This window comes from Sulfitobacter dubius (assembly GCF_027214245.1).
Taxonomy (GTDB): domain Bacteria; phylum Pseudomonadota; class Alphaproteobacteria; order Rhodobacterales; family Rhodobacteraceae; genus Sulfitobacter; species Sulfitobacter dubius_A.
The window spans coordinates 78,905-93,518 of the sequence record NZ_JAPWHM010000005.1 but is presented as its reverse complement, the minus strand read 5'-3'; the positions used below and the strand labels follow the sequence as shown (position 1 = coordinate 93,518).

The window sequence follows — 14,614 nt, the reverse complement described above, 5'->3', positions numbered from 1 at the left end:
TCGCTTTCAGGGTAGGGGCACCCGTCCCGATCGGCCCATGGGCCGGTCTAAAAGGTCTAAAAAAGCCATTCAGGGGCATTGAGCCATGAGCGCAAATAGTTTCACGAAAACCCTTAAACGTTTTGCCATCGCAGTGCCGGTGAGCCTTGTTTTGGCGAGCGGCGCTGCCCTGCCGCGGCAGGCCTCGGCGGAAACATTGGCCGATGCGCTGGTGGGGGCCTATGAGCATTCAGGTCTGCTTAACCAGAACCGCGCGCTGTTGCGCGCCGCCGATGAGGATGTGGCAACGGCGAAGTCGGCGCTGAAACCCGTGCTACAGTGGGCGGCGGGGCTTACACAAAGCTTCGGCACCACGCGCAGCTCTTCGCTGCTGCCGGCGCAGTCGACGGAAAGTCTCAAGGCGTCGATCAGCTTGATCGGTGAGCTGTTGCTCTATGATTTCGGCGCGACCGCCTATCGGGTGGAGGCCGCGAAAGAAACCGTGCTGGCCACCCGTCAGACCTTGGTGAACCTAGAGCAGCAGGTGCTTCTGCGCGCGGTTGCGGCCTATATGGGCGTGATCGAAGCCTCGGAAACGGTTGAGCTGCGCAACAACAACTTGCGGCTGCTGACACAAGAACTGCGCGCCGCGCGGGATCGTTTCGACGTGGGCGAGGTTACCCGCACCGATGTGGCCTTGGCCGAAGCGCAGCTTGCCGATGCCCGCAGCGGGCTGGCAGGCGCTGAAGGCACGCTGCTGCGTGCGGTCGAGGAATATCGCAACGCGGTGGGCCGTGCGCCCGGCAACCTCAGCCAACCGCCGAGCCTGCCGAATATCGGCGGTGATCTCGCGTCGGCCAAGGCCTTGGCCGTGCGCACCCATCCGTCGATCATCGCCGCACAGCATCAGGTGGCGGCAGCCGATCTTGGCGTCGAAGCCAACGAGGCGGCCATGGCCCCTCGGATCACGCTGAACGGCCAATATGGCCTGAATGAGACCTTCGACAGCAATGCCTATACCCGCAGCGGCAGCGTCGGGGTGGAGGTTGGGCAGACCATCTATCAGGGCGGGGCGCTGTCCTCGGCCGTGCGCAGTTCGATGGCGCAGCGTGACGCACAGCGTGCGAACCTGCATGTCGTCCGCCATGATGTAGAGCAGGAAGTGGGCAACGCCTATGCCACGCTGGCCTCGGCGCGCGCGCAGTTGGAGGCCTCTGACAGGCAGATTCGTGCGGCGCGTATCGCTTTCCGCGGCATCCGCGAAGAAGCCACCCTCGGCGCGCGCACCACATTGGACGTGCTGGATGCCGAACAATCGCTGCTGGATGCGGAATCGACCCGCGTGTCGGCCCGCGCCAACCTCTATGTGGCGGCCTATTCCGTGCTGGCGGCCACGGGGCGTCTGACAGCGCAGGACCTGAAGCTGCCGGTGCAGATCTATGACGCGGGGGCCTATTACAACCTTGTTAAGGACGCCCCTGCTAAATACTCCAAAGAGGGCCAAGCGCTGGATCGCGTGCTGCGCGCGTTGCAAAAAGACTGACGTTTCGCACGGTCGTTTGGCATTTTGCACCGCCCCATTGTGAGAATCCTCCCGCGCGGTTAAGCTATCCGCGAGGCAAGAGTGGTAGAGAAATATGTCCGAACCCGTCACAAATGCGGAGGTGGAAGACGTGCTGTCGTCGATTCGCCGATTGGTGTCCGAAGACAAGCGTCCCCTGCAAACGTCCAGCCCCGCGTCGGTGCCCAGCCCCGTTGAGGCGCCCGATCCTGTAACCGACGCCGAGGCTCAGGCTGCTGCCCCCCAGCAGCAGGACGATGGGGCAGAGTTCAAAAGCATGCGTTCGACCGCGGCGGACAAGATCACGTCGGAAGACTTCACTTCGCATCTGTCGCTGCGCGCCACCTCTGCCAGCCCAGCACGCCCCAATTCTGATGATGAGACCAGCGAGCCGCCCAAGGCCACGCCGCAGCCGCTGAGCCTTACCCAAGCCATGCAGACCGAAGAGGAAGACAGTGCCGAGGAGGCAGAGCGTCCCTTCGTTTCCGCTCGCCATCCCGCCACCCCGCCAGCCGACAAAACGCTAAGTGCGTCGAGCGACCGTTTGGTGCTGACCCCGGCGCTCAGAGTAGCCACCTCGGACGGCAAAGACCGCCCGCAGCCCGCTGCCGTTGATCCCGCCAAGGTCTCGCCTTTGGATTATGACATGCTGCATGACGATCCCAGCGATCTGCATGCCGAAGACTACGGCACCCCCGCTTCTGAACCCGTGTCAGAAACCGCGGCGGAGGTTGAGGCCAAGGCTCGGGCCGTCTCGGAGACAGTGGCCAAGGCCACGGGCGCCAGCCGGAGTGACAAGCTGGCCGCGTTGGAGACAGCCATCGGCAAGATCTCTGACGATTGGGACCCCGACGCCCCCGGCGACAACGACTATTCCGGTACAGAGCCCCCGGCGATGGAGTGGAAAGACGATGCGGAGCTAGAGGCGCCAGAGGCACCGATCGCCGACACGGCAACGGTAGAGGCTAAAAAACCGGCCCCGCGCCGCCCGCAACCCTCGACACCGCAGGTCGAAGAACAGGTGCGCCGTTTCGCCGACAGCGGCCCGCGTGTCGCCGATCCGGCGGCGACCGCACCGGAATTCGGCTATACCGTCCCTACGCAAGATGAAGGCGTGGCGAGCGATGACCAGTTCCTTGACGAAGAAGCGCTGCGCGATCTGGTGACAGAGATCGTCCGCGCCGAGTTGCAGGGCGCTTTGGGCGAACGGATCACCCGCAACGTGCGCAAACTGGTGCGCCGTGAGATCCACCGCGCCCTTACGGCACAAGACCTCGAATAGGCCAAGGGGCGGCACCTGCTGGCCCTCCCCTGACAAGATGACGCTGCGCGACCCGCCGCGCGCGGCCTTGCGCGATATGCGCCGCCGTTTACATTAAGGCCAACAGGGCGGAAGGATCACCGATGAAATTGACGGTTAACGGCACGGTCCACGAAGTGGACGTGGAAGACGACATGCCGCTCCTGTGGGTCTTGCGCGACGAGTTGGGAATCACCGGGCCGAAATACGGCTGCGGCATCGCGCAATGCGGTGCTTGCACCGTGCACGTCGATGGGCTGGCCGTGCGGTCTTGCCAATTGCGGGCGGCGGATGTGAACGGCAATGTCACCACCATCGAAGGCTTGGGCACGCCGGAAGCGCTGCATGTGGTACAGGCGGCATGGGTGGAGCATCAGGTCGCGCAATGTGGCTACTGCCAATCGGGGCAAATCATGCAAGCAGCCTCGTTTCTTGAGTTGAACCCCGAGCCGACCGACGATCAGATCGATGCCGCGATGAGCGGGAACCTCTGCCGCTGCGGCACCTACCCGCGCATCCGCGCTGCGGTCCACAGCGCTGCCGCGCGTTTGCGGGGGGCCTGAATATGTCGCGCCTGCGCACCATCACCCGCCGGAGTTTTATCGTCGGCTCTGCAGCCATCGTCGGGGGCGTCGCCTTTGGCACCTATCTTTATAAACGGGACCTGAAGAACCCGCTGCTTGAGGGGCTGGCCCCCGGCGCGGCGGCGATCACACCCTACGTCAAAATTGACGCAAGCGGTGTTACCCTGATCACCCCGCGCGCCGATGTGGGGCAGGGGGCATATTCTATTCAAGCTCATATGATCGCTGAAGAATTGGACGTCGACCTTGATGCGGTTCAGATCACGCCCGGCCCTCCTTCGCCAGTCTATTACAACGGCGTGGTGGGGGTTGAGGCGATGCCGATTGCCGCGACCTCGGAGACGCTGCTCGCGCGGACCGGGCGCGGGGCGTCGGATGTGGCGGGGAAACTGCTGGGCCTGCAACTGACCGGCGGCAGCTCTACCGTGCCGGATATGTATGACCGCTTGCGCATGGCCGGGGCTGTGGCACGTGAAACGCTGCTGGCCGCCGCGGTGGCGCAGACAGGTCTGGAGCGGAGCCAGCTTAAGACCGAAGCGGGCGCCGTGGTGCTGCCCGATGGGATGCGCTTGGCCTATCAAGACCTCGCCGCCGCAGCAGCAGAGATTGATCCGGTGACCGAGGTCGCGCTGCGCGATCCCAGTGACTGGCGGCATTTGGGCAAGGCGCAAATGCGCACCGATATCGTGCCGAAATCCACCGGCACCCAGACCTATGGCATCGACATGGCAATGGAAGGGATGCTCCACGCCACGACCCGCACCAATCCGGCGCAGGGCGGAAAGATTATGGGATTTGATGCAGGCCGCGCCGAAAAGATGCGCGGTGTGAAGGCGGTGTTGCCGATCACCGGCGGCGTCGCGGTCGTTGCCGACAATACATGGCGGGCCTTTCAAGCCGCACAGGCGGTGGAATGCGACTGGGGGCCGTCGCCCTATACCGGCGATACGGCGGAGCAGTTCAAAGCGGTCGCGGCCTCCTTTACCGAAGACCGTCAAGACAGCCGGTTCCGCGATGATGGCGACATGTCCGCCGCCCTAGCCGACGGCGATGTGCTGGAGGCCGAGTACCGCATTCCCTATCTGGCCCACGCCCCGCTAGAGCCGATGAGCGTCGTGGTGAAGCTTGAGAAGGGCCGCGTCGACATTTGGACCGGCACGCAGATTCCGCGTTTCATGCAGGCCAATGTCGCCGCGCTGACCGGGATCGACGCCGAGAACGTACATATCCATGTGCTGATGTCAGGCGGCAGTTTCGGACGGCGGTTGGAGGATGACTATACCCTGCGTGCCGTCGAAGTGGCGCAGCAGATGCCGGGCACACCGATCAAGATGGTCTGGTCGCGCGAAGAGGATTTCACCCATGACTTCCCCCGCCCGCTGGCCATGGCGCGGGCGCGTGGCAAAGTCACAGACGGGCAGATCACGGCCTATGATCTGGCCATCGCGGCACCTTCGACGGCGGAATCGCAGATGGCGCGGTTGAACCAACCGGTCTTCGGCCCCGACATCGCCATCGTGGCGGGGGCGTGGGATCAGCCGTTTGCGATCCCCCACTACCGCGTGACCGGTCACCGAGTGCCCGCGATGGTTCCGGTGAGTTCGTGGCGGTCGGTCGGGGCGTCGGGCAACGGCTTCCTGCACGAGAGCTTCATGGACGAGATGTGCCATGCCGCGGGCGTAGATCCTTTGGAGGAACGGCTCAGGCTTTGCACCCATGCGCCCTCGCGCGGGGTGTTGGAGGCCGTGGGCGAGATGGCGGACTGGGGCGCAGACCTTGGGCCGGGGCGGGGCCGGGGGCTGGCGTTCTGCCTGTCCTTCGGCGTGCCGGTGGCCGAGGTGGTCGAGGTCAGCCAGACCGACGCGGGGCTTAAGATCGACCGCGTTTTCGTTGCCGCCGAAGTGGGCCGTGTGATGGATCCGGTGAACTTCGAGGCGCAACTCTCAGGGGCGGTGATCTGGGGTTTGGGCCATGCGATGAACTGCGAACTGACCTATCGCGACGGGGTGCCGCAGCAGGACAATTACCACCTCTATGAAGGGGTGCGGCTGTATCAGACGCCCAAGATCGAGGTGCGCGGGCTAGAGAATGGCGGCAAACTGCGCGGCATCGGTGAGCCGGGCGTGCCGCCTGCCGCCCCGGCGCTAACCAATGCGATTTTTGCCGCCACAGGGCAGCGTATCCGTGAACTCCCCCTCTCCAAATCCGTGGATTTCGCATGAAATACCTCTCCATCTGTGCCGGGCTGATGCTGGCCGCCCCTGCAATCGCGCAGGACGATCCCAATCGCGTCGAGGGGCTGGCGGCTTGGGACCGGATCTTTACCGTCACCTCGCACCCGCGCTGCACCAACTGCCATGTAGGCGAAGAGGGCCAGCCAATGTGGCAGGCATTGGGCTATGGGCCAGAGGCGGTGCATGGCATGAACGTGCGCGCGGGCGAGAGCCGGATCGGGGCCGAAAGCATTCCCTGCGACGCCTGTCACGTCACCTCTGCTGCCGCCAATACCGTGCCCCACGCCCCGCCGCATATCGACGATGCGTGGCGGCTGCCTCCGGTGGAATTGGCGTGGCTCGGTAAGACCTCGGCAGAGGTCTGCACCCAGTTGCGCGACCCGGAAACCAACGACGGGCATGACATCGCCTCTCTGATCGACCACCTGCAAAACTCGGCCTTTGTAAACTGGGGTTTCGCCCCCGGCGCGGGGCGGTCGGTGCCCGAAGGATCGCTTGATGCGCTGGTGCATGATGTGACGGTCTGGGGCGCTGCGGGCACCCCCTGCGAAGGGGATTGACCGCTAATCGCTCATCGCGCGGGCCAGTCTGCGAATGCGCAGCGCGCGGTTTAACTCGCCGCCAAAGATCAGCACCAGTGCGGCGAGATACATGAAATACAGCGCCGCGATGATCCCCGCCATGCCCGCGTAATAGCTAGCATAGGTGCCAAAGCTGCGCAGGTAGGACGAAAAGAGCACGGCAAGCAGGGTCCAAGCGACGGCGGTTGCCACCACCCCGGGCCAGATGTTGTTAAACTTGGTGCGCCGGGCAGGCAGGATCACATGGGCAGCAAAAAGTGCCACCAGCAGGATCGTCGCCGAGACCGGGAAGCGCACAAGGCCGACGGTCACCGAACGCGGATCGAAGCCCGGCATCAACATATGCAGCCAAGACCCCGCGCGCGGGGCCAGCACCAAAAGGTATCCCACGATCACGAGGATCAGGCTCGCCAGCAGCACCATGGCCACCTGCACCGCGTAGATGGTGAAGACCGAGCGCGTCTCGCGCAGCCCATAGGCGCGGTTCAGGCCGATGCGGACCCCATCGACCCCGCCCACGGCAAACCAGACGGTCAGCAAGATACCCACGCTCAGCAAATCGCCGCGCGGCACGGTCATAACCTTTTCCACCTCTGACACGATGGGCTCGATCAGGGCAGGGGGGACGATGGCGATCAGGAAATGGATCAGGTCATCGGCCATCGACCGATCGCCGACAAAGGCGGTGAGCGAACTGGTAAAGATCAGGAACGGAAAAATCGCCAGTAGCGCGCGAAAGGCCACGTTTCCGGCCATGCCAAAGGCGTCATCGCTCCACAGGCGCAGCACCGCTTCGTGCAGAACTGCGCGCGCGACCCGCAGCCCGGTGCCGTGAAACAGGTCCTCGGGGTTCTCGCTGAGAACACCGTGGGTCAACACGACTTCGCGCTTTTGGTCCTGAGCCGATCTGGCGTCCATGCCAATGCCTCGTTTTCATCCCATGAGGCTAAGCTAGTGCCCGATGGCCCGGGCTGCCACCTTGATGACGGGCCACTGGCAAGAGCAGGCTCATGCGATTGATCTTGCCAAAGGGTGATCGCTCCACTTGACGCTCGCAGATCGATAAAATAGGAGGGAGGCCGTAGCGCGGGCGTTGTGTAATGGTAAGACCTCAGCCTTCCAAGCTGATGATGCGGGTTCGATTCCCGCCGCCCGCTCCACTCTTTTCCCAGACCGGTTTTGACCGCCGCCACCGCGCGGGATAGTTGCGCCTGCTGCGCGCAACAGGGGCGGCAGATTGTCCTCATGAGGGCGGTCCTGGTTGACCCTGCCCAGCCCCCGCGCCATGACCGATGTGGAAAGACAAAGGAAAGCCCATGGCCCGCACCCCAGCCCCCGCACAGTCCGCCAAAGATGAACGCGAAAAGTCGCGGCGGATCGGCGCACTGGCGGCGCTGATGCCCTTCATGGCCCCTTACCGCGTGCTTATGGCCGCCGCCGGGGCGGCGCTGGTGCTGACCGCGATGATCTCGCTGACGCTGCCCTTGGCCGTGCGCCGGGTGATTGACAATTTCGGCTCCGGGGAGAGCGAATTGCTCGACCTTTATTTCGTTGCCGCCTTGCTGATCGCGGCGCTGCTCGCCGTGGGCACCGGGCTGCGCTATGCGCTGGTGACGCGCTTGGGCGAACGGGTGGTGGCCGATATCCGGCGCGCGGTTTTTGACCGCGTGGTGGGCATGAGCCCCTCGTTTTATGAGCGCATCATGACCGGCGAAGTGCTGAGCCGGATCACCACCGACACGACGCTGATCCTGTCGGTGATCGGCTCTTCGGTCTCGATCGCGCTGCGGAATCTGTTGATCTTTGTCGGGGGCTTGGGGCTGATGCTGCTGACTTCGGCCAAGCTGACCGGGCTTGTGCTGCTGATCGTGCCTGCGGTGGTGATCCCGATCCTGACGCTGGGCCGCCGCCTGCGGGTGCTCAGCCGAGAGAACCAAGACTGGATCGCGGCGAGTTCGGGCAACGCCTCTGAGACGCTGGGCGCGGTGCAAACGGTGCAGGCTTTCACCCATGAGGCCGCAAGCCGGGGCCAATTCGCGCAGATGACCGAAGCCTCTTTCGACGCCGCGCAGCGCCGGATCAAGACCCGCGCCGCGATGACGGTGATCGTGATCTTTCTGGTCTTCGCGGGCGTGGTGGGCGTGCTGTGGATCGGGGCGCGGGACGTGCGCGCCGATGTGATGAGCGCGGGCGCGCTGGTGCAATTCGTGATCTATGCGGTCATGGTCGCGGGCGCGGTCGCTGCCCTGTCCGAGATCTGGGGCGAGTTGCAGCGCGCAGCGGGTGCAACGGAACGGCTGGTTGATCTGCTCCAGACCGAGGACACGGTGCAAGACCCGGCGCCCGAGGCGCAGACCACCCTGCCGCAGCCCGTGGCGGGCAAGATCGCCTTTGAGAACGTGCAATTCACCTATCCCGCCCGGCCCGATGTGGCGGCGTTGGATGGGATCGATCTGGAGATTAATCCGGGTGAGACGGTGGCCTTTGTCGGCCCCTCGGGCGCGGGGAAGACGACGATCATTCAGATGATCTTGCGCTTTTATGACCCGCAGTCGGGGCGGATCACGCTGGATGGTGTGGACCTGCGCGATGTGGCGCGGGATCACTTCCGCCGTGCTGTCGCGCTGGTGCCGCAAGACCCGGTGATCTTTGCCGCCACGGCGGCCGAGAATATCCGCTTTGGACGGCCCGATGCCAGTGACGCAGAGGTTGAGGAGGCCGCCCGCGCCGCCGCCGCGCATGATTTCATCACCGCATTGCCCGAGGGCTATGACAGCTATCTAGGCGAGCGTGGCGTGATGCTGTCTGGCGGGCAGAAACAGCGCATCGCCATCGCCCGTGCCATCCTGCGCGACGCGCCGGTTCTGTTGCTAGATGAGGCGACCTCTGCGCTGGATTCGGAAAGCGAAGGGCTGGTGCAGGCCGCTGTGGACCGTCTGAGTGCCGACCGCACCACATTGATCGTGGCGCACCGTCTGGCCACGGTGAAAAAGGCCGACCGCATCGTGGTGATGGAGGCGGGGCGCATCGCCGCCATCGGCACCCATGACGAACTGGTGGCCAGCGACGGGCTATATGCGCGTCTGGCGCGGCTGCAATTCACCGATGGGGCCGTCGCCGCAGCCTAAGGCAAGCTTGAACCACGCAACCCCGGCGTTACGTCACCCTAGTGTGACGTTGCGTTTGTTGCCTCCGATTGCTTGCGAAACGGCGCGTTTCACCGCAATCTGGCGCGAGGAGAATAAGCCGGAACACCGGCATAGGGGAGGAGACACCATGACATTCGCCGGGATCGAAGACCGCAATGCCATCGCGGCGGAAATGCCGTGGGAAGACCGCGACGTGGCCAAGACGCTCTACGGAATGCTGAGCAATACGACCGCGAAATTCCCCAACCACAACGCCGTCAGCTATCAGATATTCTCAGGCCCCAAAGACAAGGCCGAAACGCTGAGCTGGCAAGAGTTGCATGGCCGTGTGACGCAGGCCGCGAACCTGTTCCGCAGCCTCGGCGTGGGCGAGAAAGACGTGGTGGCCTATGTGCTGCCGAACTGTAACGAGACGACGATTACCCTGCTGGGCGGTGCCGTGGCCGGGACCGTCAGCCCGATCAACCCGCTGCTGGATGCCGAACAGATCGGCGCGATCCTGCGCGAGGTCGGCGCATCGGTCGTCGTTACCCTGCGGCCGTTCCCCAAAACGGATGTGGCCCAAAAGACCGCCGAGGCGGTGCGTCTTGCGCCCAAGGTGCATACGGTGCTCGAAGTTGATCTGGTCCGCTATTTGACCCCACCGAAAAGCTGGATCGTCCCGCTGGTGCGGCCCAAGGGGATGGTGAACAATCAGGCCAAATACCTCAACTTCAACGCCGAGATCGCCAAGCAGAACACTTCGCTCAACTTCGAGGATGTGCAAGAAGACCGCGTTGCCTGCTATTTCCACACCGGCGGCACCACCGGGATGCCCAAAGTCGCGCAGCACAAGTATTCCGGGCTGATCTACAACGGGTGGCTGGGGCATCGCCTGCTGTTCAGCGAGCAGGACAATATCATGTGTCCGCTGCCGCTGTTCCACGTCTTTGCCTGCCACGTCATCTTGATGGCCGCCGTGTCTTCGGGCGCGCATGTGGTCTTTCCGACGCCGCAGGGCTATCGCGGGGACGGGGTCTTTGACAACTTCTGGAAGCTGGTCGAGCGGTGGAAGATCACTTTTATCATCACCGTGCCCACGGCGATTTCGGCCAAGATGCAGCGCCCGATCGATGCGGATGTTAGCACCGTAAAGACCGCCTTCTCCGGCTCGGCCCCGCTGCCGCTGGAACTCTTCCGCCGCTTTGAAAAGGCCACAGGCGTCACGCTGGTCGAAGGCTACGGCCTGACAGAGGCGACCTGCCTTGTATCCTGTAACCCGACGGATGGCCCCAAAAAGGTCGGCTCCATTGGCATCGCATTCCCCTATTCGGATGTGCGGATCATTAAGGGCACGACAGACGGGCCAATTGACGCGGAAACGGATGAGATTGGCGAGATCTGCGTGTCGAACCCCGGTGTCTTTGCGGGCCATACCTATGTCGAAGAAGACAAGAACAAAGACCTCTTCTACCACGGCAAATACCTGCGCACTGGCGATCTGGGCCGGATCGACGCGGATGGCTACATCTGGATCACGGGCCGCGCCAAAGACCTGATCATCCGCGGCGGTCACAACATCGACCCTGCCGAGATCGAAGAGGCGCTGCTGGGCCATGAGGCCGTCGCTTTTGCCGGTGCCATCGGCCAGCCCGACCCCCATGCAGGCGAGGTGCCCTGCGCCTTTGTCGAACTGGTGGAGGGCGCCAAGGTCACCGAAGAGGAACTGCTCGCCTTTGCGCGCGAGCATGTTGCCGAACGGGCCGCCCAGCCAAAGCACCTCAAGATCATGGACGAGTTGCCCAAGACTGCCGTTGGCAAGATCTTTAAGCCCGACCTGCGCAAGGATGCAATCACGCGGGTCTATAATGGCAGCCTTGAGAAAGCGGGCTGTGCCGCGCGGGTGACCGACGTGATAGACGACAAAAAGCGCGGGTTGGTGGCTCAGGTCACCATGCACGACGCCACGCATGACGACGTATCGAAAGTGCTCAGCGTCTATACACGTCCTTGGGAGCCTGTGAGCTAAACGACTCAGACGGGTAGGCGGCCTAGATCGCCCCCATTCCCCAAATTCCCCGATTGCAGCCCCGCTGCGTTGCGCCGATGCACATTTCCTGTGTATCGGCGCAAAAATTTTAAGCTGTTTACCTGTAGTTAGCCCCCGGCCTTTCGCGACAGGCATAGCGCCTATGCAAATTCTGCGGGTTCAAAACAGGGTCAGAGCGTACTACTTCTGCATTGCAGCATTGATAATGCACTTGCAGCATTCTGAAAGGAGTTGCGCTTATGACGATGGCAATCTCACGTGGCACCACCCTGAGCTCCGCGCTCGATGGGCTTCATCACACCTACGACGGCATGCGCCGTCGTGTGGCCCAGATCAAGGCCCGGCGCGCAGCTTACAACCGAACTTTCACAGAACTTAACGTACTGAGTGATCGCGAACTGTCGGACATCGGCATCGCGCGGTACGACATCCGGCGTGTAGCGTCGGAAGAACTTTCGAAGGAACAGACCTATGAAGTATGACAACATCCTATCCGCACCTCACGGTTTCTCCCTGCGTGACGCGACCGCTCCGGTATTCGGTGCACTCGGCACCGCTGCTGGCAAAGTCGGCACCCTGCTGGCGCGTGGCGTCACCAAAATGCAGATTTCGCGTATGCAGTCCGTCCTCAACAGCATGAGCGACGCACAGCTTGAGCGCGCGGGCATCGACCGCAACCAGATCCCGCAGCACGCTCAAGCGCTGGTAACAGAAGAATACGACGGTCTGTAAGCCGCAGCGCTTATGACCTTCAGCAATCAATGTCGCGCCCTGTGCGCTGCATTGTCAGGTGCCGGACCCCGCTCCTCCTTCCCGGGTTGATCTGACACCGCATATTAACGGTCTTCCTCCTCCCGGACCCGTTATACCGACCGGCAAGCTTACCTCCTCCCAAGCTTGCCGGTCCATGCTTTTCTATCCCAATATCAAGGCGCTGCGCTGTCGAGCCAGAGGGTCACCGGCCCATCATTGACCAGTGCCACGGCCATATCCGCGCCGAACCGCCCGGTCTGCACGGGGATGTCGAGCCCGGCGAGACTGCGGGCGAAATGGGTGTAGAGCGCCTCGGCCATCTCGGGCTTCGCCGCGCCGGAAAAGCCCGGGCGGTTGCCGCGTGAGGTATCGGCGGCGAGGGTGAACTGGCTTACCACCAAAGCGCCGCCCCCGGTTTGGGCAAGGCTCAGGTTCATCTTGCCACCCTCATCCTTGAAAAGCCGCAGTTTGGAGATTTTCAGGGCCAGTTTCTCGGCAGTCTCTTCGGTATCCTCGGGCATGGCGCAGACGAGGATCAGCAGGCCGGGGCCGATCTCTCCGATAACCTCACCCTCGACCGTGACCGACGCCTCGGTCACTCGTTGCAGCAATGCGCGCATGTCAGTCTTTCCAATCGATAATCTCTGAGGGGCCCGCCCGTTCGGTGCGAAAGCCATTGGCCGGATGCTTGGCATCGGCATAGCCGAATGAGATCGCGCAGAGCACCAGCCGATCCTCCGGCAGATCAAGCACCTCACGCACCAAAGGCGCATAGGCGGCGATGGCGGCCTGCGGGATGCTGGCCACGCCAAGCGCCGTCGCGGCGAGGGTGAAGGCCGTGACGAAGCCGCCGCAGTCCATCGCACCATAGGGGCCAAGCTCGCTCGGGGCGGTCACGATGGCCACATGCGGCGCGTCAAAAAGCGCGTAGTTGCGCAGCATCTGTGCCTTGCGCGCATCGCGGTCGGATTTGGCGATGCCCACCGCGTCGTAGAGTTGGAAGCCACAGGTGCGGCGACGCTCGGCATAGGCGCCAGAATAGCCTGTGGGCCACGGCAGGTCCGGCTCCACCGGAGTATTTGCGGCTGCGGCCTCAAGCAGTGCGGCGCGAAAGGCGTCGGTGCCCGCGCCGCGCGTTACGGTCACCTGCCACGGCTGCGCATTGCACCATGAGGGCACGTGACGCGCGGCGCTGACGATCTGGGTGATGGTCTCCTCAGGCAGCGGGTCAGAGAGAAAGGCGCGACAGGAATAGCGGGCCTGCAAGAGGTCGGTGAATTGGTCGTAGCTCTGGGTCATTGCTGGGCCATGAAATAGCCGACGATGGCGGCGGCGATCAGCCCCAGCACCACGGCGAAGGTGATCTTGATCGCGGAATAGGGGCGTTCGCCCTGCACCTTGCCGGAGTGGCCATTCACCACAAAGCGATAGGTCTTGCCGCGGTATTTATACGCGGCCAGCCAGACCGGCAGCAGGATATGTTTGAAGGTCACGTCACTGATCTGCGTATTGATGTCATGCACCCGCTGGCGGTCACCGCCGATGTCGAATTTCACGTCCCGTTCAATCACCCGGTCCATATGGGCGCGGGCCTGAACAAAGCCTTCCTCCAGCGTGACGGCGTAAGCCTCTGCCCGGAAACCGGCGAGGTATTCTGGCGCATAGGGCTCCAGCGCCGAGAGGTCCCAAGGGTGCAGCGCATCGGTGTGTTTCTTGGGCAAAGAGCGCGAGGCAAGCACCAGCACATCGTCAAAGAACCGCGCAACCCGGCCCGACGCCGCCCGCCAACGGATTTTCGGCACCTGTTGCTGCACCCGTTTTCCATCGCGCATTACGGTGCGTGTGACGTAATAGACCGTGCCCCGCTCCCCGCGATAGCTGGAGGCGGTCTGTGCGTCATAGGTCCAGAACGGCACGTAAATACCCTGCATCCGGCGGCCCTTGCGGGCATATTGCTGCAGGCCATTGGGCGCGAACCAAAGACCGCCGAGCCAGTCTTTCATGGCATTGCGTGCGCTTTCTTCGGTCAGGGCAAAGGGCAGCACCGCGCGGGGTTTGATATGGCGGTTGGTGCCGGTGTCGATCACCACGGGCGTGGCGCAAAAGGGGCATTCGGCGGCGTGTTTGCCGGGCTCGAATTCCACCTGCGCCGCACAATTGGGGCAGGTGGTGACGCGGGTCTCTTCCATCTCGGCGTCGGGCAAGGCGGCCTCTAGCCCCGCGCGGAAGTCTTGCTCAGCGATGGCATGAGCGTGGCGGCCCGTGCCCTCGATAGGCTCCACATTGCCGCAGTGATCGCAGATCAGCAGCGACTGCGCCGGATCAAAGCGCATGTCAGAGCCGCAGGTGTCACAGGGGAAACGGTGCTCTTCTAGCGGGGCGGCGGGAGGCAGATCGGTGGCGGACATAAAGGGTGCTTTGCAAGGTCAAACGCGGCGGTGCGG

The 14,614-nt window shown here is 63.4% G+C and carries 13 protein-coding genes and 1 tRNA gene; 10 read left to right on the top strand and 4 right to left on the bottom strand.

The features are described from left to right. Positions 1–85 precede the first annotated feature (85 nt). From O4H31_RS13350 to O4H31_RS13330, 5 genes are all read left to right on the top strand, one after another. Positions 86–1,522, top strand: coding sequence for a TolC family outer membrane protein (locus tag O4H31_RS13350; RefSeq protein WP_269346551.1), 1,437 nt, complete (start codon positions 86–88; stop codon positions 1,520–1,522). Positions 1,523–1,616: 94 nt separating this feature from the next. Then, positions 1,617–2,822 (top strand): hypothetical protein, encoded by a 1,206-nt coding sequence (locus O4H31_RS13345; RefSeq protein ID WP_269346549.1) that lies wholly within the window; start codon positions 1,617–1,619, stop codon positions 2,820–2,822. Between the two features lie 122 nt (positions 2,823–2,944). Beyond that, positions 2,945–3,403 carry a (2Fe-2S)-binding protein gene (locus O4H31_RS13340; RefSeq protein ID WP_269346547.1) on the top strand — a complete coding sequence of 153 codons (459 nt, stop codon included), beginning with the start codon at positions 2,945–2,947 and terminating at the stop codon, positions 3,401–3,403. Between the two features lie 2 nt (positions 3,404–3,405). Continuing rightward, positions 3,406–5,646, top strand: coding sequence for a xanthine dehydrogenase family protein molybdopterin-binding subunit (locus O4H31_RS13335; RefSeq protein WP_269346546.1), 2,241 nt, complete (start codon positions 3,406–3,408; stop codon positions 5,644–5,646). After that, positions 5,643–6,218, top strand: a complete 576-nt coding sequence (locus tag O4H31_RS13330) for a hypothetical protein (RefSeq protein ID WP_269346545.1) — start codon at positions 5,643–5,645, stop codon at positions 6,216–6,218. Before O4H31_RS13335 ends, O4H31_RS13330 begins: the two co-directional genes overlap by 4 nt. 3 nt (positions 6,219–6,221) lie before the next feature. On the opposite strand, the gene O4H31_RS13325 is transcribed toward O4H31_RS13330, so the two are convergent. Next, positions 6,222–7,157: a YihY/virulence factor BrkB family protein gene (locus O4H31_RS13325; protein ID WP_067916052.1), complete on the bottom strand. Its 936-nt coding sequence runs from the start codon at positions 7,155–7,157 to the stop codon at positions 6,222–6,224. A 168-nt stretch (positions 7,158–7,325) separates the two neighbouring features. Between O4H31_RS13325 and O4H31_RS13320 the strand changes: the two genes are divergently transcribed. The 5 genes from O4H31_RS13320 (at position 7,326) to O4H31_RS13300 (ending at position 12,149) form a co-directional block, all read left to right on the top strand. After that, a tRNA-Gly gene (locus O4H31_RS13320) sits at positions 7,326–7,399 on the top strand. 156 nt (positions 7,400–7,555) lie between these two features. Further along, positions 7,556–9,367: an ABC transporter transmembrane domain-containing protein gene (locus O4H31_RS13315; protein ID WP_269346541.1), complete on the top strand. Its 1,812-nt coding sequence runs from the start codon at positions 7,556–7,558 to the stop codon at positions 9,365–9,367. Positions 9,368–9,515: 148 nt separating this feature from the next. Further along, on the top strand, positions 9,516–11,396 hold the full coding sequence (locus tag O4H31_RS13310) for an acyl-CoA synthetase (protein ID WP_269346538.1): 1,881 nt from the start codon (positions 9,516–9,518) through the stop codon (positions 11,394–11,396). Positions 11,397–11,656: 260 nt separating this feature from the next. Continuing rightward, entirely contained in the window at positions 11,657–11,899 is a 243-nt protein-coding gene (locus O4H31_RS13305; protein ID WP_067626693.1) for a DUF1127 domain-containing protein, read from the top strand. Continuing rightward, positions 11,889–12,149 carry a hypothetical protein gene (locus O4H31_RS13300; RefSeq protein WP_269346536.1) on the top strand — a complete coding sequence of 87 codons (261 nt, stop codon included), beginning with the start codon at positions 11,889–11,891 and terminating at the stop codon, positions 12,147–12,149. Before O4H31_RS13305 ends, O4H31_RS13300 begins: the two co-directional genes overlap by 11 nt. Before the next feature lie 194 nt (positions 12,150–12,343). Here the strand turns inward: O4H31_RS13300 and dtd are convergent, their stop codons facing one another. Genes dtd through O4H31_RS13285 form a run of 3 tightly spaced genes read right to left on the bottom strand, consistent with a single transcriptional unit; the run spans position 12,344 to position 14,578 of the window. Continuing rightward, entirely contained in the window at positions 12,344–12,790 is a 447-nt protein-coding gene (gene dtd, locus O4H31_RS13295; RefSeq protein ID WP_269346534.1) for a D-aminoacyl-tRNA deacylase, read from the bottom strand. A 1-nt stretch (position 12,791) separates the two neighbouring features. Further along, complete coding sequence (locus O4H31_RS13290) at positions 12,792–13,469, bottom strand: nitroreductase (RefSeq protein ID WP_269346532.1); 678 nt, start codon at positions 13,467–13,469, stop codon at positions 12,792–12,794. After that, positions 13,466–14,578, bottom strand: coding sequence for a TFIIB-type zinc finger domain-containing protein (locus tag O4H31_RS13285; protein ID WP_269346530.1), 1,113 nt, complete (start codon positions 14,576–14,578; stop codon positions 13,466–13,468). Before O4H31_RS13285 ends, O4H31_RS13290 begins: the two co-directional genes overlap by 4 nt. Positions 14,579–14,614 lie beyond the last annotated feature (36 nt).